This is a genomic window from Pseudomonas sp. ICMP 10191, assembly GCF_001467335.1.
Classification (GTDB): domain Bacteria; phylum Pseudomonadota; class Gammaproteobacteria; order Pseudomonadales; family Pseudomonadaceae; genus Aquipseudomonas; species Aquipseudomonas cerasi.
The window spans coordinates 223,444-246,378 of sequence record NZ_LKGW01000124.1 but is presented as its reverse complement, the minus strand read 5'-3'; the positions used below and the strand labels follow the sequence as shown (position 1 = coordinate 246,378).

At 59.5% G+C, this 22,935-nt stretch carries 18 protein-coding genes; 10 read left to right on the top strand and 8 right to left on the bottom strand.

Annotated features, from left to right (window positions below; translation table 11 throughout):
- Nucleotides 1-73: 73 nt before the first annotated feature.
- From AO388_RS19505 to AO388_RS19490, 4 genes are all read right to left on the bottom strand, one after another.
- On the bottom strand, nt 74-310 hold the full coding sequence (locus tag AO388_RS19505) for a DUF1653 domain-containing protein (RefSeq protein WP_003370499.1): 237 nt from the start codon (nt 308-310) through the stop codon (nt 74-76).
- Between the two features lie 102 nt (nt 311-412).
- A complete protein-coding gene (fadA, locus tag AO388_RS19500) occupies nt 413-1,588 on the bottom strand; it encodes an acetyl-CoA C-acyltransferase FadA (protein WP_003370497.1) in 1,176 nt (391 codons plus the stop codon).
- Nucleotides 1,589-1,592: 4 nt separating this feature from the next.
- A complete protein-coding gene (gene fadB, locus AO388_RS19495) occupies nt 1,593-3,758 on the bottom strand; it encodes a fatty acid oxidation complex subunit alpha FadB (RefSeq protein ID WP_058416953.1) in 2,166 nt (721 codons plus the stop codon).
- Nucleotides 3,759-4,450: 692 nt separating this feature from the next.
- Complete coding sequence (locus tag AO388_RS19490; RefSeq protein ID WP_032609932.1) at nt 4,451-4,888, bottom strand: hypothetical protein; 438 nt, start codon at nt 4,886-4,888, stop codon at nt 4,451-4,453.
- Nucleotides 4,889-5,018: 130 nt separating this feature from the next.
- Between AO388_RS19490 and AO388_RS19485 the strand changes: the two genes are divergently transcribed.
- Entirely contained in the window at nt 5,019-5,486 is a 468-nt protein-coding gene (locus tag AO388_RS19485) for a universal stress protein (protein ID WP_003370492.1), read from the top strand.
- Between the two features lie 69 nt (nt 5,487-5,555).
- Here AO388_RS19485 and AO388_RS19480 read toward each other — a convergent pair whose 3' ends face one another.
- Complete coding sequence (locus AO388_RS19480) at nt 5,556-7,466, bottom strand: ATP-binding cassette domain-containing protein (RefSeq protein ID WP_003436344.1); 1,911 nt, start codon at nt 7,464-7,466, stop codon at nt 5,556-5,558.
- Nucleotides 7,467-7,670: 204 nt separating this feature from the next.
- On the opposite strand from AO388_RS19480, the gene AO388_RS19475 reads away from it, so the two are divergent.
- Nucleotides 7,671-9,599: a transglycosylase SLT domain-containing protein gene (locus tag AO388_RS19475; RefSeq protein WP_003370486.1), complete on the top strand. Its 1,929-nt coding sequence runs from the start codon at nt 7,671-7,673 to the stop codon at nt 9,597-9,599.
- Nucleotides 9,600-9,658: 59 nt separating this feature from the next.
- Here the strand turns inward: AO388_RS19475 and AO388_RS19470 are convergent, their stop codons facing one another.
- Nucleotides 9,659-10,468 (bottom strand): MOSC domain-containing protein, encoded by an 810-nt coding sequence (locus AO388_RS19470; RefSeq protein ID WP_058416952.1) that lies wholly within the window; start codon nt 10,466-10,468, stop codon nt 9,659-9,661.
- Between the two features lie 102 nt (nt 10,469-10,570).
- Nucleotides 10,571-11,497 carry a chemotaxis protein CheV gene (locus tag AO388_RS19465; RefSeq protein WP_003315817.1) on the bottom strand — a complete coding sequence of 309 codons (927 nt, stop codon included), beginning with the start codon at nt 11,495-11,497 and terminating at the stop codon, nt 10,571-10,573.
- Between the two features lie 450 nt (nt 11,498-11,947).
- Between AO388_RS19465 and AO388_RS19460 the strand changes: the two genes are divergently transcribed.
- Together AO388_RS19460 and AO388_RS19455 are read left to right on the top strand one after the other, a co-directional pair.
- On the top strand, nt 11,948-12,379 hold the full coding sequence (locus AO388_RS19460) for a hypothetical protein (protein WP_003370480.1): 432 nt from the start codon (nt 11,948-11,950) through the stop codon (nt 12,377-12,379).
- 166 nt (nt 12,380-12,545) lie between these two features.
- Nucleotides 12,546-13,208, top strand: coding sequence for a response regulator (locus tag AO388_RS19455; RefSeq protein ID WP_003436338.1), 663 nt, complete (start codon nt 12,546-12,548; stop codon nt 13,206-13,208).
- On the opposite strand, the gene yegS is transcribed toward AO388_RS19455, so the two are convergent.
- A complete protein-coding gene (gene yegS / locus AO388_RS19450; RefSeq protein ID WP_058416951.1) occupies nt 13,192-14,109 on the bottom strand; it encodes a lipid kinase YegS in 918 nt (305 codons plus the stop codon). The genes AO388_RS19455 and yegS overlap by 17 nt on opposite strands.
- A gap of 518 nt (nt 14,110-14,627) precedes the next feature.
- Here yegS and AO388_RS19445 point away from each other — a divergent pair.
- The 6 genes from AO388_RS19445 to AO388_RS19420 all read left to right on the top strand — a co-directional run bounded on the left by AO388_RS19445 (nt 14,628) and on the right by AO388_RS19420 (nt 22,935).
- Nucleotides 14,628-16,064 carry an undecaprenyl-phosphate glucose phosphotransferase gene (locus AO388_RS19445; protein ID WP_003370475.1) on the top strand — a complete coding sequence of 479 codons (1,437 nt, stop codon included), beginning with the start codon at nt 14,628-14,630 and terminating at the stop codon, nt 16,062-16,064.
- Nucleotides 16,064-17,521: a mannose-1-phosphate guanylyltransferase/mannose-6-phosphate isomerase gene (locus AO388_RS19440; RefSeq protein WP_058416950.1), complete on the top strand. Its 1,458-nt coding sequence runs from the start codon at nt 16,064-16,066 to the stop codon at nt 17,519-17,521. The genes AO388_RS19445 and AO388_RS19440 overlap by 1 nt, the downstream gene beginning before the upstream one ends.
- A gap of 132 nt (nt 17,522-17,653) precedes the next feature.
- A complete protein-coding gene (locus AO388_RS19435; RefSeq protein ID WP_003370469.1) occupies nt 17,654-18,433 on the top strand; it encodes a polysaccharide biosynthesis/export family protein in 780 nt (259 codons plus the stop codon).
- A gap of 17 nt (nt 18,434-18,450) precedes the next feature.
- Nucleotides 18,451-20,442, top strand: coding sequence for a GumC family protein (locus tag AO388_RS19430; protein WP_003436332.1), 1,992 nt, complete (start codon nt 18,451-18,453; stop codon nt 20,440-20,442).
- Nucleotides 20,442-21,620 (top strand): glycosyltransferase, encoded by a 1,179-nt coding sequence (locus tag AO388_RS19425; protein ID WP_003370466.1) that lies wholly within the window; start codon nt 20,442-20,444, stop codon nt 21,618-21,620. Before AO388_RS19430 ends, AO388_RS19425 begins: the two co-directional genes overlap by 1 nt.
- Nucleotide 21,621: 1 nt before the next feature.
- Nucleotides 21,622-22,935, top strand: a complete 1,314-nt coding sequence (locus tag AO388_RS19420) for a cellulase family glycosylhydrolase (RefSeq protein WP_003370465.1) — start codon at nt 21,622-21,624, stop codon at nt 22,933-22,935.

Here is a 22,935-nt window from a genome sequence, read left to right as displayed (position 1 = left end):
GAGCTTGTAAAGGCCACGCTATATATAGTGGCTACAAGGTGAGGTCAAGCACAGCCTGTTGTGCAATCGCCTCTCACGTTCGGGAAAACAGGCTGGGTTCAGCCTCAATCAGAGCAAAGCGCGGGACGTGCTCGCCGTCAACCTCGACCGACTCCAGAAACATGCTCAAGGGACGTACCCACATGCCGAAATCGCCGTACAAAGCCTGATAGAACACGACTTCCTCTTCGGTTTCGGAATGTTTTGCAACGCTGAAAACCCGGTAGTGCGGGCCCTTGTAATGGCGATAGAGCCCTGGCTGCAATTGCATGTCGCGGTCCTCTTGTAACACGTCCAGAAAATTTGCCTGAAACCATTTTTCCAAAAAACAAAAGCCGGGGCACCAAGCCCCGGCTCGCATCACACTCAGGAATCAGACGCGTTCGAAAACGGTCGCGATGCCCTGACCCAGACCAATACACATGGTCGACACACCGAAGGTGCCGCCATTTTGCTTCATGACATTGAGCAAAGTGCCGGAGATGCGTGCACCGGAACACCCGAAAGGATGCCCCAGAGCGATGGCGCCGCCGTGCAGGTTAACCTTCTCGTTCATCTTGTCGAGCACTTTCAAATCTTTCAACACCGGCAAGGCCTGTGCAGCGAAGGCTTCGTTGAGCTCGAAGAAGTCGATATCGGCAATACTCAGACCAGCGCGCTTGAGCGCTTTCTGAGTGGCCGGAACCGGACCATAACCCATGATTGCGGGGTCGACACCGGCCACCGCCATCGAACGAATCACCGCCATCGGCTGGATGCCGAGGTCCTGGGCACGCTGGGCCGACATGACGATCATGCACGACGCACCGTCGGTGATCTGCGAAGACGTACCGGCAGTCACGGTGCCACCTTTTGGATTGAAGGCAGGCTTGAGTGCCGCCAGACTTTCCAGGGTGGTGTCCGGACGAATAGTCTCATCGTAGTCGAAGACCTTGAGGAAACCGTTCTCGTCATAGCCCTGCATCGGGATGATCTCGTCCTTGAACTTGCCTTCCAGCGTTGCCTTGTGCGCCAGCTGGTGGGAACGCAGGCCGAAAGCGTCCTGCTGCTCGCGGGTGATGCCGTGCATTTTCCCGAGCATTTCAGCGGTCAGGCCCATCATGCCGGAGGCCTTGGCGGCGTGCAGGGACATGTGCGGGTTCGGGTCGACGCCATGCATCATGCTGACATGCCCCATGTGCTCGACACCGCCGATGACGAACACGTCACCGTTGTTGGTCATGATTGCCTGAGCAGCCGTGTGCAGCGCGCTCATGGACGAACCACAAAGACGGCTGACCGTCTGGGCGGCCGAGGTGTGCGGGATCTGGGTCAGCAATGACGCCATACGCGCGATGTTCCAGCCCTGCTCCAGGGTCTGGTTGACGCAGCCCCAGATCACATCCTCGACTTCGGCCGGATCGACCTTGTTATTGCGCTCGAGCAACTTGCTGATCAGGTGCGCGGACATATCTTCAGCGCGGGTGTTGCGGTGCATGCCGCCCTTGGAGCGGCCCATCGGGGTGCGACCGAAGTCGACAATCACGACGTCTCTTGGATTAAGGCTCATTGGTTCATTCCTCGGAAGACGCTTGACCGAAGAAGCTCTGGCCATTGGCGGCCATCTCACGCAGCTTCGCGGTCGGTTGATACAGGGCACCCAGTTCGGCGTATTGGTCAGCCAGGGCAACGAATTCGGCAACACCGATGGAATCGATGTAGCGCAGCGCGCCGCCACGGAACGGAGGGAAACCGATACCGTAGATCAGGCCCATGTCAGCCTCGGCAGCGGTTTCGACAATGCCGTCTTCCAGGCAGCGGACCGTTTCCAGGCACAGCGGGATCATCATCCAGTTGACGATGTCTTCATCGCTGACCTCGCGTTGTTCGTAGACAATCGGCTTGAGCACGTCCAGCACCGCCGGGTCATTGACCTTCTTGGGCTTGCCCTTCTTGTCGGTCTCGTACGCGTAGAAACCCTTGCCATTCTTCTGCCCGAGGCGCTTGGCATCGTACAGAGCGTCGATCGCAGAGCGGCGATCGTCCTTCATGCGATCAGGGAAGCCTTCGGCCATGACATCACGCCCGTGGTGTCCGGTGTCGATACCGACCACGTCCATCAGATAGGCGGGCCCCATCGGCCAGCCGAATTTCTCCATGATCTTGTCGATGCGCACAAAATCCACGCCTGCACTGACCAGTCTGGCGAAACCACCGAAATACGGGAACAGCACGCGGTTCACCAGGAAGCCCGGGCAATCGTTGACCACGATCGGGTTCTTGCCCATTTTCTTGGCGTAGGCAACGGTCGTGGCGACCGCTTCTTCACTGGATTTCTCGCCACGGATCACTTCCACCAGCGGCATCATGTGCACAGGGTTGAAGAAGTGCATGCCGACGAAGTTTTCCGGGCGCTTGAGGGCCTGGGCCAGCAGGCTGATCGAGATGGTCGAGGTGTTGGACGCCAGAATGGTGTTTTCACCCACATTGGCTTCGACTTCGGCCAGTACCGCCTGCTTGACCTTGGGATTCTCGACGACTGCTTCGACGACCAGATCGACGTTACCGAAATCGCCGTAGGACAGCGTAGGACGAATGGCGTTAAGCGCTTCGGCCATCTTCGCAGCGGTCAGACGACCTTTCTCCAGACGACCGCCAAGCAGTTTGGACGCTTCGTTCAGACCCAGTTGAATGGCTTCTTCGCGAATATCCTTCATCAGGATCGGCGTGCCTTTGACTGCCGACTGATAGGCAATACCGCCGCCCATGATCCCGGCGCCCAGTACGGCAGCCTGTTTCACGTCCTTGGCGATTTTGTCGTAACCCTTGGCTTTCTTTTTCAGCTCCTGATCGTTCAGGAACAGGCCGATCAGGCTCTGCGCAGCAGCAGTCTTGGCCATTTTCACGAAACCGGCAGCTTCGATCTCCAGTGCCTTGTCACGACCGAAGTTGGCGGCTTTCTGGATGGTCTTGATGGCTTCTACCGGGGCCGGATAGTTCGGGCCGGCCTGACCTGCGACAAAGCCTTTTGCGGTTTCGAATGCCATCATCTGCTCGATGGCATTGAGCTTGAGTTTGTCCAGCTTCGGCTGACGCTTGGCCTTGTAATCGAACTCGCCGGAAATGGCGCGCTGGATCAAATCAAGGGCGGCAGCCTGCAGCTTGTCGGGCGCAACCACCGCGTCCACGGCACCAACCTTGAGCGCATCTTCTGCGGCGTTTTCCTTGCCCGAGGCGATCCACTCGATCGCGTTGTCAGCGCCGATAATGCGTGGCAGACGCACGGTGCCGCCAAAACCCGGGTACAGGCCGAGCTTGACCTCGGGCAGACCGACGCGAGCGCTGCTGGCGATGACTCGATAATCTGCGGCCAGGCACATTTCCAGACCGCCGCCCAGCGCAATACCGTTGATTGCGACGACAGTCGGCACGTTCAGGTCTTCGAAATCACTGAAAATCCTGTTCGCTTCCAGATTGCCAGCGACCAGTTCAGCTTCCGGCAACTTGAAGTTGTCGACGAATTCGGTGATATCGGCGCCGACAATGAATGAATCTTTGCCACTGGTGACGATCACGCCCTTGACCGATGCGTCGGCCTTGAGCGCGTCGACTGCCTGGCGGAACTCATTGAGGGTGAGACGGTTGAACTTGTTGACGGACTCACCCTTGAGGTCGAAATTCAATTCGACGATGCCACTTTCAAGAGCCTTAACCGTGATGGCTTTACCTTCGTAAATCATCAACTGATCTCCACAATATGGAAGCTGAACAATACCCGCCGGACCTCAATGTCCGACGGGGCTACGACGTCGCCGTCGATGAACACGCCAAATCACACGCTTACCGCCGCGACGTGGTAGTCGGGATTCTGTGAGAGCCCTCTGACGACCAAACGCTCATTTCATACGCCCGTTTGATTTGGGTACGCACACCATCAGGCATAACCACAAGATTGTCAATTCGACAAAACGCCTGAAAATTCGCGTTTTAACAGGAACATGCCGAGGCCCCATAATGCCCGCTGCAACCTAAGATCTTCCATCATTCGCGGTAATGATAGTGCTCACTTGAATGCCCTGCAGTTGCTGGACGCGGAGCGCGGTAATAAGCCGCCACGCCAGGGACGACGGGCCTCTGCATGACAATAATCGCGATGCGTGACAATCGATAAGCGCGGGGAAAATCAGCCAGGAACGCACCGCACGAGGGCACATGCAAAAAATATTTGCAGGAATCGCGACAAAAAGGAGCAAAAGGTCTAGAGTCGCAGCACTGCGCCACAAGAGGCTCGCAATGCAGCTGATTTGCGGGTGCGCAACAGCGAAAGCCGACATGGCAGCGAAAGCCTGTCGGCACGCGACGAATTATCGGCCTGCCTGGCCAACCCCGGCCCGATGTTGTTATCGGGCTTTTTAATGCCTGCGATTCAGGGTCAGGCCAGCGCCCTGAGCACCGCATCAATACGCTGTAACACTTCTGCCTCGCCCCGCTCGGCCCAGTACACCGCAATCAGTTGCCCATCAGCCTCGACCTTGTAGGCATCCACGGGCAACGTTTGCAGGTGGGGCAGCAGCCTCGCGTCCTCGCAAGGCTCGCGCCAGCGGTTAAGCCATACGCCCGGTTCGCTTTGCCAGTACACCCAGGTATCTGCATGCGAGCCCAGACGCGGACGATGGTACTGCGCGCAAGGGCTGGGCGGCTCTTTGCTCAGCCAGTGCGGCCACTCCTGCGGGGTCAGTTGCATACCCATGCCCAGCCGCCGCGCCTGCATGCGCAACGCCATCCTGCCGCTTTGCTGGCGCGAGGGACGTAACCACACCAGCGGACTCAGCATTACACCAATGATTGACAGGACTATCCAGACCGTCATATTTCTTGCCCCCAGCCGATTTCAGGCTCTTTACAACATTCTTGAAAACAATGACTTGCACGGGGGCCTGCCCAGATGCGAACGAAAGAGCCATACTCCCATCATTGCAATTCTCCCGGAGGACACCCTCATGCCATACAAACACGTTCTGGTTGCCATCGACCTCACCGATGAGTGTGAATCGGTCATCCACCGCGCCAGCATGCTGGCAAAAGACAGCGGCGCGAAGCTGTCGATCGTGCACATCGTCGAACCCATGGCAATGGCCTTTGGCGGTGATGTACCCATGGACCTGTCGCAGTTGCAGCAGCAGCAATTCGACCAGGCCAAGGAAAAACTCAAGAAAGTACAGGACTCGCTCAAGCTAAGATTCCCGCTGCTCAACGAAGGCGAAAGCCATCTTGTGTATGGCCAGCCGCGTCAGGAAATCCATCAACTGGCCAAGAACAAGGGTTGCGACGTAATCGTTGTCGGCAGCCACGGCCGCCATGGCCTGGCCCTGCTGCTAGGCTCGACCACCAACGACGTCGTGCATGGCGCGCCCTGTGACGTACTGGCCGTACGCCTCAACAAACAGGAAGACAAGAAGCCTGAATAATCCCGGGCCCGCTATAGCAAAAAGCCCGGTGACCCGGGCTTTTCCTGCAACCTGAGACGCGCCGGACGATCACTCGTCCAGTTCGGCCCAACGCTCCAGCAGCTTGTCCAGTTCGGCCTGCAGGTTTTCCAGCTGCGCCAGCACGGCTGCAGTCTGCTCGGACGAGCGCTGGTAGAAGCCCGGCTCGGCCATTTCCGCGTTCAGCGCGGCCATCTTGCCTTCGACTTCATCGATCTGCGCAGGCAACGCCTCCAGCTCACGCTGAAGCTTGTAGCTGAGCTTCTTCTTCGCCACCGGCATGTCCTGAGCGGCAACCGGTGCGGCCTGCACCACAGCGCTGGCCAGCTCGGCCTTGCCCGACTTGGTGTCGGCGACGCCCAGCAGACGCGGTGACCCGCCCTGACGCAGCCAGTCCTGATAACCACCCACGTACTCGCGAACCTTGCCTTCGCCTTCGAACACCAGCGTACTGGTGACGACGTTGTCGAGGAATGCCCGGTCGTGACTGACCATCAGCACAGTGCCTTTGAAGGTCAGCAGAACCTCTTCGAGCAGCTCCAGGGTTTCGACGTCCAGGTCGTTGGTGGGTTCGTCGAGCACCAGCAGGTTGGCTGGCTTGCTGAACAGCTTGGCCAGCAACAGACGGGCACGCTCGCCACCGGAAAGCGCCTTGACCGGCGTGCGGGCACGCTGCGGGCTGAACAGGAAGTCGCCGAGGTAGCTCAGCACATGACGGCTCTGGCCATCGATATCGATGAAATCACGTCCCTCGGCAACGTTGTCGATTACGGTCTTTTCCAGATCGAGCTGGTGACGCAACTGGTCGAAATAGGCCACATCCAGACGCGTACCGACTTCAACCTTGCCTGCGGTTGGCTGCAGGTTGTCGAGCATCAGCTTGAGCAGCGTGGTCTTGCCGGTACCGTTGGCGCCGAGCAGACCGATACGGTCCTCGCGCTGCAGGACCATGGAGAAATCCTTGATCAGGGTCGGCCCGCCCGGATGGGCGAAGCTGACGTTATCGAGCACCATGACCTGCTTGCCGGACTTCTCGGCAGTGTCGAGCTGAATGTTGGCCTTGCCGGTACGCTCACGACGCTCGCTGCGCTCTACGCGCAGCTCCTTGAGCGCACGCACGCGACCTTCGTTACGGGTGCGACGAGCCTTGATGCCCTGGCGGATCCAGACTTCTTCCTGGGCCAGACGCTTGTCGAACAGCGCGTTGGCGGTTTCTTCGGCAGCCAGCGCAGCTTCCTTGTGGACCAGAAAACTGGCGTAGTCGCCATCCCAGTCGATCAGGCCGCCGCGGTCCAGCTCAAGGATGCGGGTCGCAAGGTTTTGCAGGAATGCCCGGTCGTGCGTGATGAACAGCACTGCACCCTGGAAATCCTTGAGGGCTTCTTCAAGCCAGGCGATGGCGCCGATATCCAGGTGGTTGGTCGGCTCGTCGAGCAACAGCAGGTCCGGCTCGGACACCAACGCCTGGGCCAGCAGAACACGGCGACGCCAGCCACCGGACAGTTCGGCCAGGGTCTTGTCGGCAGGCAACTGCAAGCGGCTGAGAGTGCTCTCGACCAACTGCTGCAGGCGCCAGCCATCACGGGCTTCGAGGTCCTGCTGAACATGCATCAGCTTGTTCAGGTCTTCCTCGGTGACGCAGTTCTGCGCCAGGTGGTGGTACTCGGCCAGCAAGGCACCGACGCCATCCAGACCTTCGGCCACCACGTCGAACACAGTCCGTCCGTCGGCTACCGGCAATTCCTGGGGCAATTCGCCGATCTTGAGGCCGGGCGCGCGCCAGACAGCCCCGTCATCAGGCTTCTGAACGCCTTTTACCAGCTTCAACATGCTGGATTTGCCTGTGCCGTTACGGCCGATGATGCACACCCGCTCGCCACGGGCGATCTGCCAGGACACCTTGTCCAATAACGGCATGGCGCCGAAAGCAAGGGACACATCGCTGAATTTGAGCAGGGTCATGAGCTTCTCCAAAAACCGGGCGCGCATTCTACCTGAGATAGCAGGCAGATGTCGGCATTCATGGCACCGCTGCGCGCCTCGACAAGACTTTATGACCGCCAATTATTTCCATATGAGACAAGCTCGTCGGCAATGCTTTCACCAAGAGCTGGCAAAAGGCTAAGCTAGCAATACTTTTCACCGACTCATCTGCTCGGAAGTCTCATGCGCAGTCGTTTGTTCAGCTTTTTATCGTGCCTGCTCCTCTCCGCCACCGCCGTCCAGACTGCTCATGCGGTAGACCTCAACCAACAACGCAAGTATTACGACGAAGCAAAGCGCGCACTGGCCAAGGGCGATTCCGGCCCCTACCAGATGTACGCCACAGCCCTGGCCGACTATCCGCTGGAGCCTTACCTCGAATACGACGAACTGACGGCGCGCCTGAAAACGGCAAGCAATCCCGAAATCGAGAAGTTCCTTGCCGAGCACGGCGACCTGCCGCAAGCCAACTGGATGAAGCTGCGCTGGTTGCGCTGGCTGGCCGAGCGTGGCGACTGGCAAACCTTCGTCAAGTATTACGACCCGAAGATGAAGTTCGTCGAGCTGGACTGCCTGTACGGGCAGTACCAATTGAACAACAACAAACGCGCCGAAGGCTTCGCCAGTGCTGAAAAGCTCTGGATGACCGGCAAGACATTACCCGCCGCCTGTGACGGTTTCTTTGCCCAGTGGGCGGCCGCCGGCCAGCTGACCGAACAGAAGCGCTGGCAGCGCGCCAAGCTGGCGGCGCAGACGCGTAATTACAGTCTGGCCAGCACGCTGGTGGACAGCCTCAACTCGCTGGCACCGCAAGGACGCCTGCTACTGGCTGTCGCGCAGAAACCGGAGATGGTCAACAACCCGTCGCAATTTGCCCCGGTAGACGAAGCGATGTCCGACGTGGTCGGTCTCGGCCTGCGTCGGCTCGCCAAGCAGGACCCGCAGAAAGCCCTGTCGATGCTCGATGGCTACGCCGTGACCATGCATTTCTCCCGCGAAGAGCAGGTCGAAATTGCCAAGGAAATCGGCCTGACCCTGGCGCGTCGTTATGACGACCGCGCACTGGAGGTCATGACCAAATATGACCCCGAGTTGCGTGACGACACCGTGACCGAATGGCGCCTGCGCCTGTTGCTGCGCCTGGGTCGCTGGGAAGACGCCTATGAGCTCGCGCGCCGGCTGCCCAAGGATCTGGCGGCGACCAATCGCTGGCGTTACTGGGAAGCCCGCTCTCTGGAACTGGCGCAACCCAACAGCCCGCTGATTGCTGCGCTGTACAAGGATGTCGCCAAGGAGCGTGACTTCTACGGCTTTCTGGCTGCCGATCGCACCCAGAGCCCATACCAGCTCAACAATAAGCCGCTGGTGCTGAGCCAGGCGCTGATCAACAAGGTACGCAACACGCCGGGCGTGCGTCGCGCACTGGAGTTTCATGATCGCGGCGAGATCGTCAACGGTCGGCGCGAGTGGTATCACGTGAGCCGCCTGTTCAATCGTGACGAGATGGTTGCCCAGGCCAAGCTGGCCTACGACATGCAGTGGTATTTCCCGGCAATCCGCACCATCAGCCAGGCGCAATACTGGGACGATCTGGATATTCGCTTCCCGATGGCGCACCGCGACACGCTGGTACGCGAAGCCAAGGTGCGCGGCCTGCATTCGAGCTGGGTGTTCGCCATCACGCGTCAGGAAAGCGCCTTCATGGATGATGCCCGCTCGGGCGTCGGTGCCAGCGGGCTGATGCAATTGATGCCTGCCACCGCCAAGGAGACCGCGCGCAAGTACAGCATCCCGCTGGCCTCGCCTCAGCAGGTGCTCGACCCGGACACCAACATCCAGTTGGGCGCCGCCTACCTGAGCTCGGTGCATGCGCAGTTCAACGGCAACCGGGTGCTCGCCTCAGCCGCCTACAACGCTGGCCCGGGGCGCGTGCGCCAATGGCTTAAAGGTGCCAATCATCTGGCCTTCGATGTCTGGGTAGAGAGCATTCCGTTCGATGAAACCCGTCAGTACGTGCAAAACGTATTGTCGTACTCGGTGATCTACGGCCAGAAGCTCAACTCGCCGCAGCCTCTGGTGGACTGGCACGAACGGTTTTTCGACGACCAGTGACCGGTGTCGGCAGGAGTGCCGCGCACAGCACTCCTGCCGGACAATAGCGCTGCCCGCCCCTACTCCAGCACTTCGACGGACATGCCCACTTCAAGCTCGCCCACCCCCTCGTTGACCACGTTCTGACCGAACAGCACGTTGCCTTCAACTTCCCGATAAGTCTTGAGCGTGGCAAACGGTTCGCGATCTGCACTGCGCTCGCCGGTTGCCGGGTCGACAGTGGTCAGGATGCAGCGTGCGCAAGGCGTGAGCAACTGGAACTCGATGTCGCCGATACGGATGCGTTTCCAGCCATCCTCGGCAAAGGCCTCGGCCCCTTCGATCACCAGATTGGGTCTGAAACGCAGCATTTCCATCGGCCTGCCCATGCGCGCTGACAGGTCATCGAGCGATCCCTGGCCGATCAGCAGCAATGGAAAACCATCGGCAAAGCTCACCCGGTCGTTGACCGTCTGGTAGCCGCCAGGGATCCAGCGCGCACGCTCCGCTGGCAGGTAGACCATGCGCGTGGGCTTGCCGATAAACCGGCTGACCCATTCGCCGGCCTCATCACCCGCATCCGGAACCTGCAGCGAGTCACGCCAGACGGTCACGCCACGCAAATTAGAGTCGATATCCAGCGGAATCGCGACGTCCAGAGGCTCGAAGCCAGGTGCCGAAAGGGTTACACCACCGCTGGTGTTCCACAATACCGACAGTCGGGACATGTGCGGCAGGGCGCGCTGAGTGAAGAATCGGCCATTACTGGCGTCGACCAGCATCCAGCGTCGATCGCCCGCCAACCCCAACGCATCGAACGAGGCGCGCTGCATCGGCTCGGCCTTGCAGGATTTGAGGGGGAAACGATAGAGCGAGCTGAGACGTAACATGTGCGCCGATTCCTTTGGGGGCTGGATAAGCTTTGATGCAGACCGCAAAGCTTATCCGAAGCCGGAGCCGGCAGCACTCGCGATGAAGAATCGAGCGCGGTGTCAGACAATCATCAAAAGACGTTCGCGCACGACCTCGACCAGCTTGTCGGGCTGGAACTTGGAGAGGAAGTTGTCACAGCCGACCTTCTTGACCATCGATTCGTTGAAGCTGCCGGACAACGAAGTATGCAGGACGATGTACAGACCGCGCAGGCGTGCATCGTTGCGAATCTCAGTGGTCAGACGGTAGCCGTCCATTTCCGGCATTTCCGCATCGGTGAACACCATCAGCAGCTTCTCGTGCACGTTCTCGCCTGCGTCCGCCCAGGCCTTGAGCATGTTCAGCGCCTTGAGGCCGTCGCTGGCTACATGCAGCTTGAGGCCCAACTGAGACAGCGTATCGCGCAACTGCGCCAGCGCGACCTTGGAATCGTCGACCAGCAACACTTCCCGACCACGGGCATTTTCCAGCACCGGATCTTCGAGCTTCTCGCGGGATACCTTGGCGTTGTAAGGCACGATCTCGGCGAGCACTTTTTCAACGTCGATGATCTCTACGAGTTGATCATCGACCTTGCTGATGGCGGTCAGGTAATGCTGACGACCTGCGCTGACCGGCGGTGGCATGATTGCATCCCAGTTCATGTTGACGATGCGGTCGACACCGCCAACAAGAAAGGCCTGAACCGACCGGTTGTATTCGGTGACGATGATTGTGCTGCCCGGACCCGGTACCAGTGGGCGCATGCCGATGGCCTGGGAGAGGTCGATCACCGGAAGGGTCTGGCCGCGCAGGTTGACCACACCACACACGAACGAATGGCGTTGCGGCATGAGGGTCAGCTTGGGTAGCTGCAATACTTCCTGGACCTTGAACACGTTGATCGCAAACAACTGCCGACCGGCAAGGCGAAACATGAGGATTTCCAGGCGATTCTCGCCCACCAGTTGTGTGCGCTGATCTACTGTGTCGAGAATGCCTGCCATTATTAGCTCCTGAAGCGATGGTCGCGTTGATTCTGTTGAGCCTGTATCGGCTGAAATCTGCCGGACCTTAATGGCGATGAACGGCCACTCTCAAGCATTGATGTCATTTTACCATCATGCTTTACTGATGTCGCTTTCAAGACACACAAATACAGCTTCAAACCCGCGCCGAAAATGCCTCGGCGCCTCTTTGCGCCCAGAGCAAAATCATATATCCGCAAAAAGTCAATCAGGGATAACCTGATATGATCGACATCTAATTGCCACTATTGTGACGGCATTCTCACTACATGAATGGCGTTCGATTTGTGTCCGCGTCCCAATCCCTGCAATCGAGTGGCGCTGGCGACATTCAGAAACGTCCTACATACTTTTGTTTGAAATCGACATTAACTGTCAGCCATTCGCCGCGGGCGGAAGTTCGCTATCCATGATCAGTGGAGACAAAGGATGCTGAGCCACAACGATTGGCAGCACAAGCACGACCAGTTCCTGAGCCTGTCTCAGGCACTTTTGCACAAGTCGGAAGAATGTCTTTCGCACCTGGAGCTGATCCCCAACGACGAGGACGCTACCGGCTGCCTGCTGACAACCCTGCGCAAGCTCGCGCAGGAGGCAGAGGCCGTTCCTGTGCCGTGCATTGCCGATTTTTCCCGCCAGCTGTGCCAGTTGTTGAAAACCGGCAGTCAGACCAACGAGCTTTCCCAGGAAGCCCTGCTGGCCGTCAAGAACTGCCTGACGCTGATGTACTGGCAAGTCGAGCTTCTCGATCCGCTGACCGGCGAATTGACGATGGACGACCACGAACAGCTCGAACTGCTGGAAAAACTGGCCAGCGCCTCCGCGCAATCGGCCTTGCCGAAAGATGCAACCCGCCAATAACGCTCGATCACGCCCGGCCGTTGAGAATCGTATCGCGATGTCATTGAGGCAGCGTTGTCACGCCAGCATTTTCCGTTCATTGTCTTTACTGGTGTTGACATCGTCTTCACGTATGACCAGAGACTGCACACGCGCTTGAGCGGTCCCATTTGCACAAGAAATCACAATGACCTGCAATCTGTTATTGGTCGACGACCACTCCCTTATCAGAGCCGGCGTGCGAGCGCTGGTTGCAGACATGCCCGGATACACCATCGTGGGCGAAACGGCTGACGGCGCGCAATTGGCAAACCTTGCGCAGCAGCTCAGGCCCGACATCATCCTGCTCGACATCTGCATGAAAAGTGTCGACGGCCTGGATGCACTCGAGCACCTGCTGCAGGTGCTACCGCACTGCAAGGTATTGATCCTGTCGATGCAGAATGATCCGGACATGATCATGCGTGCACTCGACATCGGCGCGCATGGTTATCTGCTCAAGGACACTACGGCTGCGGAACTCGAACAGGCACTCGGGGCGCTGCGCAGCAACGAGCGCTACCTGAGCCCGGCCATTGCTCAGATGGTCATCGAGTGCGCATTGCGCGGTACCCCCTCAGACCGGGCTCAGGCGGCGAAGGAGCGTTATCGCCTGACCGCTCGCCAACTTGAAATCCTGCGCCTGATCGTGCGCGGCAAGTCCACACGCGAGATTGCCGATGGCCTGGGACTCAGCGTCAAGACCATCGAGACTCACCGTGCCCAGGTCATGAAGCGCCTGCAGATATTCGACGTGGCCGGGTTGGTGCTGTTCTGCGTTCGCGAACGGATTATCAGTCTGGACGATTGAGTTCAGGTGCGCCGCTCAGTACCGGCGAATCGGTTGGCAGGTGTACCTGAAGTGCCCCCGGCCGGGCCTCGAAACGCAGGTACTCGCCCGACAGCGGCTCACCGTCCAGATTGATATCCAGGTCCTGGGCGGACTTGAGTTCTACCCACGGCAAACGCGCTCGAACGAACATATTGTCGATGCCCAGCCCGCCTTCCAGAAGACTCCTCAGCGTGCCGACCACTTCCTGAGGCGCCGGCAGGATACTGATGTCGAGCAGACCGTCATCGGCCAGCGCGGTCGGGCACAGCTCGTGTCCACCGCCCGCCTGCCGACCATTGCCGATACCCAGTGCAAGCAGGTCGCCGCGCCAGTGAAAATCCGGCCCGGTGAGTTCGCCGTGGGCCGCATGCAGCTCGCTGAATCGGGTCAGGCCGGTAAACAGGTAGGCAGCGCCACCCAGCACCTTCTTCAGGTCTTCGGACGTGCTGGCCGTGACCTGGCTGCCAAACCCACCGGTCGCCATATTGAGGAACAGCTTGCCGCCGACCTCACCCAGATCGACGGCACGCGGAGCCACGTCCATCAGTTGCAGGGCCCTGGAGACTTCCAGAGGCACGCCAGCCGCACGGGCAAAATCGTTGGCAGTCCCCAGCGGCAGAATAGTCAGGCTGGCCTTGGTTTCGGCCATTGCCAAGGCTTCGGCGATATCGCGCAAGGTGCCGTCGCCACCACCTGCGACGATATGCCGATGACCGGCGGCCAGGGCCTCACCGACCAGGCGCTGGGCATCGCCGGCTTCCCAGGTCAGTCGCACGTCCAGTTCCCAACCCTGCTTGCGCTTGTCTGCCACCGCGTCACGCACGTCTTCGTTGAGTGCCTGTTTACCGTGAAGAATGAGCATTGCCCTGCGTTGTGTCATGACACCTCCTCTGCCGAACCCTACGAATTGAAACCTGCGAGCGACGCTCTTGGTGTAATCGGCGCCCGCATACATTTCGCACGACGCATGACTCTGACCCCGGGCAGCCGGAAAAAGCCCATCCGTTGCGGAAATTTTTTTCACCTCTGCAACAGCTCGCTTGCCCCCGCAGGTACTGGGGAGAACCTCGCAACGGGCTGTCCGGATCAACGCCTGCGTCAGGGCTGAAGCACTTTTGTCCTGTCACTATTCGTTTCATGAGCTTTACTGACAGCAGTACCCTCACTTGAGGGAAATTTCCTTCACAAATGATTGAAAAGGCTTAAATAAAATCCGGTAAGGGACGACATATATAAAGTGATATTCACAAAAGACGGTCCGGATTCCTCATCAGCACGACCTGTAACTGGCTACGCTTGGACACAGTCCCCGTAGAAACACCTCTCGGGTCTTACAAAAAATAGAAATACGTCTTGGGTCAGCAGAATTCAGGCGCACACAGGGAGTAAGGGATTTCCATGAGGTTGCAGCCCGTCGACAGCCTTTCGCTGACCCGCACCAGCCTGGTCGAATACTTTCTTTTCGGCATCCGCCTGGCTCACGGCATCGCCTGCATACTGCCGGGCCTTGTGATCATTCTGCTGATCAAGGATGGCGGAGCGGAAACACAGCAGGGTTACCTGACCATGCTGCTGTTTTTCGGCTTTGTCGGGGTGCTGGTGTTCCAGGCCATGGGCGTCTATTCCGAAGCACTGTTCAGCAACGATCTGCGCATGGGCGCGATGGCGCTGGCCTGGACGGCCGCCTTCGGACTGTTGCTGTTCATGCAGCAGGCAATGGGCCTGTTCGGCTACCTCCCACCGGAAGAACTGCTGATCTGGTACCTGACCAGCCTTGCGCTGTTCGGCATCATTCGCCTGCTGCTGCTGATGCTGTTCAAACGTCAGATGCGCAAGGGCGTGTTCCTGCAGCACGCCGTGATTCTTGGCGCGACGGAGAATGGCCAGCGCCTCGCCGAATACCTGCTTGAACATCAGGACATTCGTTCGGGGGTGACCGGCTTTATCGACGACCGTATCGGGCGCATGCCCAAGACCGTAGCCAACCTGCCACTGCTGGGCAATACCAGCGATCTGGAGCGGCTGATCCGCGAAGAGAAAGTGACCCAAGTGCTGGTCGCCCTGCCCTGGACAGCGGAAAACCGCATGGACTACATCATCCGCGAACTGCGCAGGCTACCGGTCAACGTATTGCTGGTGCCGGACATGATCGCCTTTCGGCACACCCACAACCGCATCACCGAAGTCGCCCGGCTGCCGATGTTCAATGCCTCGGATCTGCCGCTCAGTGGCTGGTCGCCGTTCATTAAACGCGCTGAAGACATCGTGCTGTCATCGCTGGCGCTTCTGGCGCTATCACCCTTGATGCTGCTGGTCGCGCTGGCGATCAAGCTCGATTCGCCAGGACCGGTGTTTTTCCGTCAGAAGCGCTACGGGTACAACAATCGCCTGATCGAAGTGTTCAAGTTCCGCTCCATGCATCAGCACCAGGCCGATGCAACGGCCGAACGGCAAACCACCCGCGGTGACGCCAGAATAACGCGGGTCGGTCGCTTCATTCGCAAAACCAGCCTGGATGAACTGCCACAGCTGTTCAACGTGGTGGCGGGCAGCATGTCGATGGTCGGACCGCGTCCGCACGCCACGGCGACCAAGGCAGCCGGGATTCTGTTCGAGCAGGCGGTGAAGGAATACACCTCGCGGCACCGCGTCAAACCAGGCATTACCGGACTGGCGCAGATCAACGGCTATCGGGGCGAAACCGACACCGTTGAAAAAATCGAAAAACGCGTCGAGTTCGACCTTGAGTACATAGAAAACTGGTCCGTCTGGTTCGACCTCTACATCCTTATGCGCACTGTGCCTGCAGTGCTATTCACCCGTGAGGCTTACTGATGAGCACGCTCATTCCCTGCATCATTGCCGGCGGCTCCGGCACCCGTCTTTGGCCGGTTTCCCGTGAAGCGATGCCCAAGCCGTTCATGCGCCTGCCAGACGGCCAAAGCCTGCTGCAGAAGACCTTTCTGCGTGCGGTCGGTCTGCCCGGCGTCGAGCGTCTGCTGACCGTCACCAACCGGGAAGTGTATTTCCGCACGGTGGACGACTACCGCCAGTTGAACAAAGGCAATGCACATCTGGATTTCATCCTCGAACCCTTCGGTCGTAATACAGCAGCTGCCGTTGCCGCCGCGGCATTGCACGTCAGCCAACTGTATGGCGACGAAGCGCAACTGCTGGTGTTGCCTGCCGATCACCTGATCACCGACGTGGCGGAATTCTCCAGAGCAGTGAGCGCTGCACAGAAGCTGGCCGCAGAGGGCTGGCTGGTGACGTTCGGTATCCTGCCGACCGCGCCGGAAACCGGTTTCGGCTACATCGAGAAAGGCCCGGCACTCAATGCCGACACCTGTCAGGTCGCCCGTTTTGTCGAAAAGCCCGACGCGATCACCGCCCAAGGCTATCTGGACAGTGGTCAGCATTTCTGGAATGCCGGCATGTTCTGCATGCGCGCCGACGCCGTGCTGCGCGAGCTGCGCACGCATGCGCCGGACGTCCTGAGCGCCGTCAGCGCGTGCCTGGAATCCAGCCCGCGCAAGGAAGGCAACCGTGAGCTGCAAGTCGAGCTGGACAGTGAGTCGTTTGCCCTGACACCGGACATTTCCATCGATTACGCGCTGATGGAACGCTCCGACAAAGTCGCCGTGGTGCCCTGCCAGCTTGGCTGGAGTGATATCGGCTCGTGGCAGGCGGTGCGTGAACTGTCTCCCGGCGATGCTCAAGGCAACTACTGCAATGGCGAAACCGTGCTGCACGACGTCAGCAACTGCTACATCGACTCTCCCAAACGTCTGGTAGGCGCTATCGGCCTCGACAATCTGATCATCATCGACACCCCCGACGCCTTGCTGATCGCCGACGGTCGACGCAGTCAGGACGTCAAGATCATCGCTCAGGAGCTCAAGCGTCAGGGCCATGATGCCTACCGCCTGCACCGCACGGTCACACGCCCCTGGGGCACTTACACCGTCCTCGAAGAGGGCAAGCGCTTCAAGATCAAGCGCATCGTGGTTCGCCCGCAGGCGTCACTGTCGTTGCAGATGCACCATCACCGCAGCGAACACTGGATCGTGGTCAGCGGCATGGCCCGCGTCACCAACGGCGAGCGCGAGTTCATGCTGGATACCAACGAATCGACCTTCATCAAGCCGGGCCACACGCATCGTCTGGTCAACCCTGGCGTCATCGATCTGGTAATGATCGAGGTGCAGAGCGGCGAGTACCTGGGCGAGGACGACATCGTACGTTTTACCGACATTTATGGACGTGTACCCGACAAGGCCGTGAAGAGCTGATCGGCGCAGCAGCAAGCGCCGCTTGATTCACGCGGCACGCAATTGACAGCACCCGGAATACGCATGACCCGCCAACATGAATTTATTACCCGCAAGGGAGCCGTATTTGTGCATGACAGGAGCTCAGGACCAATGAAAAGCATGATGCTGATCGCCAGCTTATTGCTGTTAAGTGCGTGCAATACCCCTTCCAGGGTGGGCCTGCCCGATGACCGTGCGCAAATCGAGGCCGGTCAGGCGGCGGGGCGCGCGCTGGCAGGCAAGCCGCTGCCACCGGAGCGGATCCGCCCCGGCGACACGCTGCGCATCGTGCGCAACAGTGGCGAGGCGCCGTCGATTTCGGCGTTCACCGCCAACTCCATCTATGAACTGACCCTGTTTCAGGTGCTCAACGACGGCACCTTTTCCTACCCTTACATCGGCACCGTCAAGGCCGCAGGCCTGACCCTCCAGCAACTCAACGACCTGCTGGAAAGCAAGCTGCAGAACGTCTACCGCGAGACCGCGCTGACCATCAACATTTCCCAGTCACCAGGCAATACCGTGTTTGTCGGCGGCGCGGTGCGCAACTCGGTCACTTTGCCGGTCAACGTCGCTACCAACCTTGACCAGGCGATTGTCGGCGCGGGCGGCGTGGCGCTTGACGCCGATGCCGGTCAGGTCGCCCTGCTGCGTCAGGAAGAAAACGGCCTCTACAAGACTTACTTCTTCGATTACAGCAAGTTTCTCTGGGCCGGCGGCGCCGGTGGCCCCAGCGCACCGGTCCTGTTGAAACGCGGCGATATCGTGTTCGTTCCCAAATCGTCGGTCGGCAACAAGGTTGACGGCGTGTCCCTGTATTTCAACCAGTTGATCCCCTTCGCGAAGTCGATCGGCCTGGGCATGAATTACGAGCTGCGCAACAACAATTAATTGTCAGGGAAACAGACATGATCAACATCCGCTCATTCCGCGACCTGCTGCGCCTGCTCTTCATCTTCCAGCGCGAAGTCAGGATTACCGTGCTGGCGACCTTCGTCATCATTCTTCTGGGCGCATTTCTGCTCCCCAACCGCTATGAGTCCACCGCCCTGCTGCTGGTCAAGCCGGGCCGCGACAGCAGCACGGTGCCGATCGAGTTGTCTGATCGTCAGGCCATTGTGATTCCGAGCGGCCTGCGCGATCCGCTGCTCGACGAGGAGCGCATGCTCAGCGGGCGGCCGATCATGCGTGCAGTGTCCGAGAAATACCTCGCCGAACTGTCCATGGTGCCACCTGAAACCGGCGTTCTGGCCTCGGTGAAGAACGGCATCAAGACCGTAGTCGGAGCGCTCGTCAACGGCGTGCGCAACGTTCTGCAGTTCATCGGGCTGGTGGAAAACCGCTCTCAGGTCGAACGTCTGGCCGAGGATCTGGAGAAAAACTTCAAGGTCAGCCATGAACCGGGCTCGTCGGTGATGGAGTTGAGATTTACCTGGAACGACCCGGAAATCGCGCAGACCGTACTCAAGACCTGGATCACCGAGTACCAGACGCAGCGCACCAAAACGCTGGGCCGTGTCAGCCTGTACGCGTTTTACGAAGGGGAAGTGAAGACGACCGGTGCGAACATCATCGAGTACAAGAAGCAAATTCAGAACTACCTGAACCAGTTGAGCGCGGTCAGTATTTCCCAGCGTCTGGCCGACACTTCGCAGGGGCTCAACGATCTGCGCACCGAGCGCAACAACACCACCCGCTCGATTGCCTCGACCAAGGCAGGTCTGGACCTGCTGAAAAAACAACTGGCAGAACAACCCAAGACCGTCTCGGCAGGCCGTGAACTGGCCCTCAACCCCAATCGTCAGGACCTTCAGAACCGCATCAACGGCAAGGAAGTCGAGCGCCAGGAAATGCTTCGCTCGTTCAAGGAAGAGGCGCCACCGATTCGGGCCATCAACGAGGAAATCAATAACCTCAAAAAACTGCTCAAGGAACAGGACGCCACCGTGCAGCGTTCCGAAAGCATCACGCCCAACCCCATCTACAACCGCATGCAGAATGTGTATGCCGACCAGCAGACCAGCTACGCGCGCTTGCAAACCCAGCTTGCCCAACAGAATGCGCAGATTGCCCAGCTGGAAAGCGACCGCCAGCAGGCGCTGAATCTGGAACCGGAACTGTCGCGCCTGCAGAACGAACTCGATGCAGCGGAGAAAAGCTATGCGCTGTACAAGGACAGCCTGGAAAAATCGCGTATCGACCGTGAGCTCGACAACAGCCAGATCAGCAATATCGCGACCGTCGAGGACGCGACTTTCAACCCCAGCCGGGTATTCCCGAAAAGCCTGTTGATGCTGTTTCTGGCATTCCCGCTGAGTATTGTGGTCGGTGCCGTGGCGCTGTACTTCTTCTACCTGCTGGATCAGCGCATTCACGACGGCGACAAGATCGAGAGCAGCTTCGGTGTTCCGGTCTGGACCAGCCTCCCCGACCTGGAACGTGCTCAGGAACGCAGTGCAGCGTTCACCTCGAATCTGCATCGGGTGTACGGCATTCTGCCGCTTGATCAGGTAGAAGAGCGCGGATTGACCATCGGTTTTACCTCGGTCAAGTACGGAGCTGGCGTATCGTTCGTGATCGCGCGGTTAAGCGCGCTGCTGATCGAACAGGGCCATCGGGTGCGTACCGAGGGCCGCGGCCCGGCCAGTCCTGGCGAAATCGTGCTGATCAATGCGTCGGCGCTTTCGGCGAATCAGGACGCCTTCGTGCTCTTGCGCAAGGCTGACCTGATCGTGCTGGTGGTTCGCGCCCAGGACACCACCGTGCCAATGCTGGAAGACACGCTCAACAACCTCAACACCGCGTTCAAGAAAGTCGACGGTATCATCATCAACCGTCGGCGCTTCGAAGTGCCTGAAAAGGTCCTGAATTTCCTCAAGCGGATCGGGAGCCGAGGCTGATGCGAATAGCGTTGCTTGCGCCGCTGCCGCCCGAACAGAACGGCATCGCCGATTACGCCGGACATCTGCGGCATGCGCTTGAAGGCCTGGGTCTGCAGGTCAGTACACCGCTGCAGGGTGTTGGCAACGATCCCCGCGCTGCACAACAGCGGGTGGCCGAAACCGACTGGAGCGGCATCGATCTGGTCCACGCCGAACTGGGCGGCGGTCGACTGGCGGAGTTTCAAGCCCTGCGCGCATTGCGTCGGCGTTTCCCGAGGCTGCCGTTGACCGCGACCGTGCACGATCCCGAGCGCCTGGTCTGGCGACGCGAGAAACTGCCGTGGCCATTATCGATGGTCAGCGGCATGCGCTCGCCGCTGCCGGAAATCGCCACAGTACTGGCCGATCCGCTGTGCCTGCATGAAGAACGGCAGCTGGCGCGGCACATGACCCGGCTGGTGACCCTGACCCAGGCAGGCAGTCAGAGCCTGCGCCAGCGCATGGGGCTGACGGCAGCGCAGATGGCCGTCATCAATCACGGCAACCTCGACATCGCCCCCATGCCGTTACCGCCGTTGAATCCCTTGCGTCTGTTGTATTTCGGTTTCATTTATCGCGGCAAGGGTATCGAGGACCTGCTCGATGCGCTGTCCAGCGTATTCACCGCCCAGCCTGCGCTGCGCTCGACCGTACGCCTGACCCTGGCCGGCGGCAGCGAGCCGGAAATGGCCTTTGGCCCGTCCGGCAGTTATCTGGAACAACTACGACTGCGCATCCGCCAACTGGGTCTTGTCGATCTGATCGACTGGCAACTGGACCTGCCTGCCGAACAGATTGCGCAGGTGATCCAGGCCCACCACGTGATGGTTCTGCCCTATCGCGAGTCGAGCAAACTGAAGATTCTCGGCAAGCTGCGCGGCACCAGTGGCGCGCTGTCCTGGGCGGTAGCCTGCGGACGTGGCGTGATCACTTCGGATGCGCGCTCGTTTGCCGAAGAAGTCTCGCATGGCAACGGCATGATCTACCCGCAAGGCGATGTCGACGGGCTGGCGCAAGCCCTCGCCCGCGCCTGCGCAACACCGGAGCTGGTCAGGCAGTGGGCCGACAACGCCGCGCAGATGGGCAAGGCCCGGGTCTGGAGCCATACCGCAGAACATTTTCAGGATGTATTTCGCCAGGCTTGCCAGGAGAAGTGACATGCAGCGTCCATCCAGATTCGGGCAACTCGTCACCAGCATACTGCTCGGCGCAGCAATGAGCTGCGCCGCCCAGGCGGCAACAGTCCTCAAGGCGCCCCGCGAAGTGGTCTGGGCGGACTTTCTGGGCGTCAACGTACAGTTTCAGTACTTCGCCCCGGACATCTACCAACAGCAGATGAGCCGTCTGGACGAACTGGGCCTGAACTGGGTTAGGCTGACCATTCACTGGCCGGTGATCGAGCCGCAAAAGGACCGCTACGCCCTGACCGAGCTGGACGCCGCCATGACCGCGATCAAGGCGCACAATTACAACACCCTGGCGTACCTGGTCGGGTCAGCGCCTTTCGCCAGCAGCGCGCCGGCCGATGCAAAGAGCCGCGATCAATATCCCCCGACGGATTTCAACGTGTTCGCCGCACGCATGACCGCCCTGGCCCAGCGCTATCCGCAGGTCAACAACTGGCAGGTCTGGAACGAGCCGAACATCGTCTGGCTGCCCAAAGAGGATCCGGCTGCCTATGGCCGCTTGCTGACCACCACCGCCAATGCGATCCGCGCCGTCCTGCCGAACAAGACGATTGTCACGTCAGGCATGGCTTACTACAGTCAGATGCATAGCACCTCTGGCTACATGCTGCAGACGCTGCTCGATAATGGCCTGGGCCAGCAGAATATCGTCGCGGCCTATCACCCCTACTCCGAGTACCCGGAAGGCGATTCCATACCGGATCGCGATTTTCTGGTGCGTGCCAATGCCATGAACCAGTTGTTGCACAGCAATGGCGTCAAGCAGGTGTGGGCCACTGAATGGGGCTGGTCGAGCTATGCAGGCCCGGTGGAGATGCAGCACCTGATTGGCACCTCCGGCCAGGCTGACTACACCCTGCGGCGTCTGGCGCTGATGAGCGCCATGGATTTCCAGCGCATCTTCCTGTTCAACCTCAGCGATCTGGACGAGCGCGCCTCGGCCCGCGATCAGGGTTACGGGCTGCTTGACCTGCAAGCCAGTCCCAAACCGGCCTACACCGCGCTGCAGAACTTTCTGAAAATCACCGGGCCACGTCTGCTGCCCGCCGAACCACCCGCCGTAAGCAGCGTACCGGACGACCTGTATGCCATACCATGGACGCGCGCGGATGGCTCGCACTTGCTGATGTTCTGGAGTGCGGCGGGCACATCGCTGACTTTCCCGGCTATCACCGATGCGGTGGTCCACGACCCATTGACCGGTAGCCGCACCCCGTTGTCCGGCAGCCAGGGGATCACCCTGCTGCTGAAGCCGACTCTGCAAATTCTGGAATGGAAGCCCTAA

What these genes read in the sequence shown, in the direction of transcription:
- fadA (WP_003370497.1), bottom strand. Translation starts at nt 1,588, where the DNA reads ATGAGCCTTAATCCAAGAGACGTCGTGATTGTCGACTTCGGTCGCACC.
- AO388_RS19420 (WP_003370465.1), top strand. Translation starts at nt 21,622, where the DNA reads ATGCAGCGTCCATCCAGATTCGGGCAACTCGTCACCAGCATACTGCTC.
- AO388_RS19430 (WP_003436332.1), top strand. Translation starts at nt 18,451, where the DNA reads ATGATCAACATCCGCTCATTCCGCGACCTGCTGCGCCTGCTCTTCATC.
- yegS (WP_058416951.1), bottom strand. Translation starts at nt 14,109, where the DNA reads ATGACACAACGCAGGGCAATGCTCATTCTTCACGGTAAACAGGCACTC.
- AO388_RS19485 (WP_003370492.1), top strand. Translation starts at nt 5,019, where the DNA reads ATGCCATACAAACACGTTCTGGTTGCCATCGACCTCACCGATGAGTGT.
- AO388_RS19425 (WP_003370466.1), top strand. Translation starts at nt 20,442, where the DNA reads ATGCGAATAGCGTTGCTTGCGCCGCTGCCGCCCGAACAGAACGGCATC.
- AO388_RS19460 (WP_003370480.1), top strand. Translation starts at nt 11,948, where the DNA reads ATGCTGAGCCACAACGATTGGCAGCACAAGCACGACCAGTTCCTGAGC.
- AO388_RS19480 (WP_003436344.1), bottom strand. Translation starts at nt 7,466, where the DNA reads ATGACCCTGCTCAAATTCAGCGATGTGTCCCTTGCTTTCGGCGCCATG.
- AO388_RS19490 (WP_032609932.1), bottom strand. Translation starts at nt 4,888, where the DNA reads ATGACGGTCTGGATAGTCCTGTCAATCATTGGTGTAATGCTGAGTCCG.
- AO388_RS19465 (WP_003315817.1), bottom strand. Translation starts at nt 11,497, where the DNA reads ATGGCAGGCATTCTCGACACAGTAGATCAGCGCACACAACTGGTGGGC.
- fadB (WP_058416953.1), bottom strand. Translation starts at nt 3,758, where the DNA reads ATGATTTACGAAGGTAAAGCCATCACGGTTAAGGCTCTTGAAAGTGGC.
- AO388_RS19435 (WP_003370469.1), top strand. Translation starts at nt 17,654, where the DNA reads ATGAAAAGCATGATGCTGATCGCCAGCTTATTGCTGTTAAGTGCGTGC.
- AO388_RS19470 (WP_058416952.1), bottom strand. Translation starts at nt 10,468, where the DNA reads ATGTTACGTCTCAGCTCGCTCTATCGTTTCCCCCTCAAATCCTGCAAG.
- AO388_RS19445 (WP_003370475.1), top strand. Translation starts at nt 14,628, where the DNA reads ATGAGGTTGCAGCCCGTCGACAGCCTTTCGCTGACCCGCACCAGCCTG.
- AO388_RS19475 (WP_003370486.1), top strand. Translation starts at nt 7,671, where the DNA reads ATGCGCAGTCGTTTGTTCAGCTTTTTATCGTGCCTGCTCCTCTCCGCC.
- AO388_RS19505 (WP_003370499.1), bottom strand. Translation starts at nt 310, where the DNA reads ATGCAATTGCAGCCAGGGCTCTATCGCCATTACAAGGGCCCGCACTAC.
- AO388_RS19455 (WP_003436338.1), top strand. Translation starts at nt 12,546, where the DNA reads ATGACCTGCAATCTGTTATTGGTCGACGACCACTCCCTTATCAGAGCC.
- AO388_RS19440 (WP_058416950.1), top strand. Translation starts at nt 16,064, where the DNA reads ATGAGCACGCTCATTCCCTGCATCATTGCCGGCGGCTCCGGCACCCGT.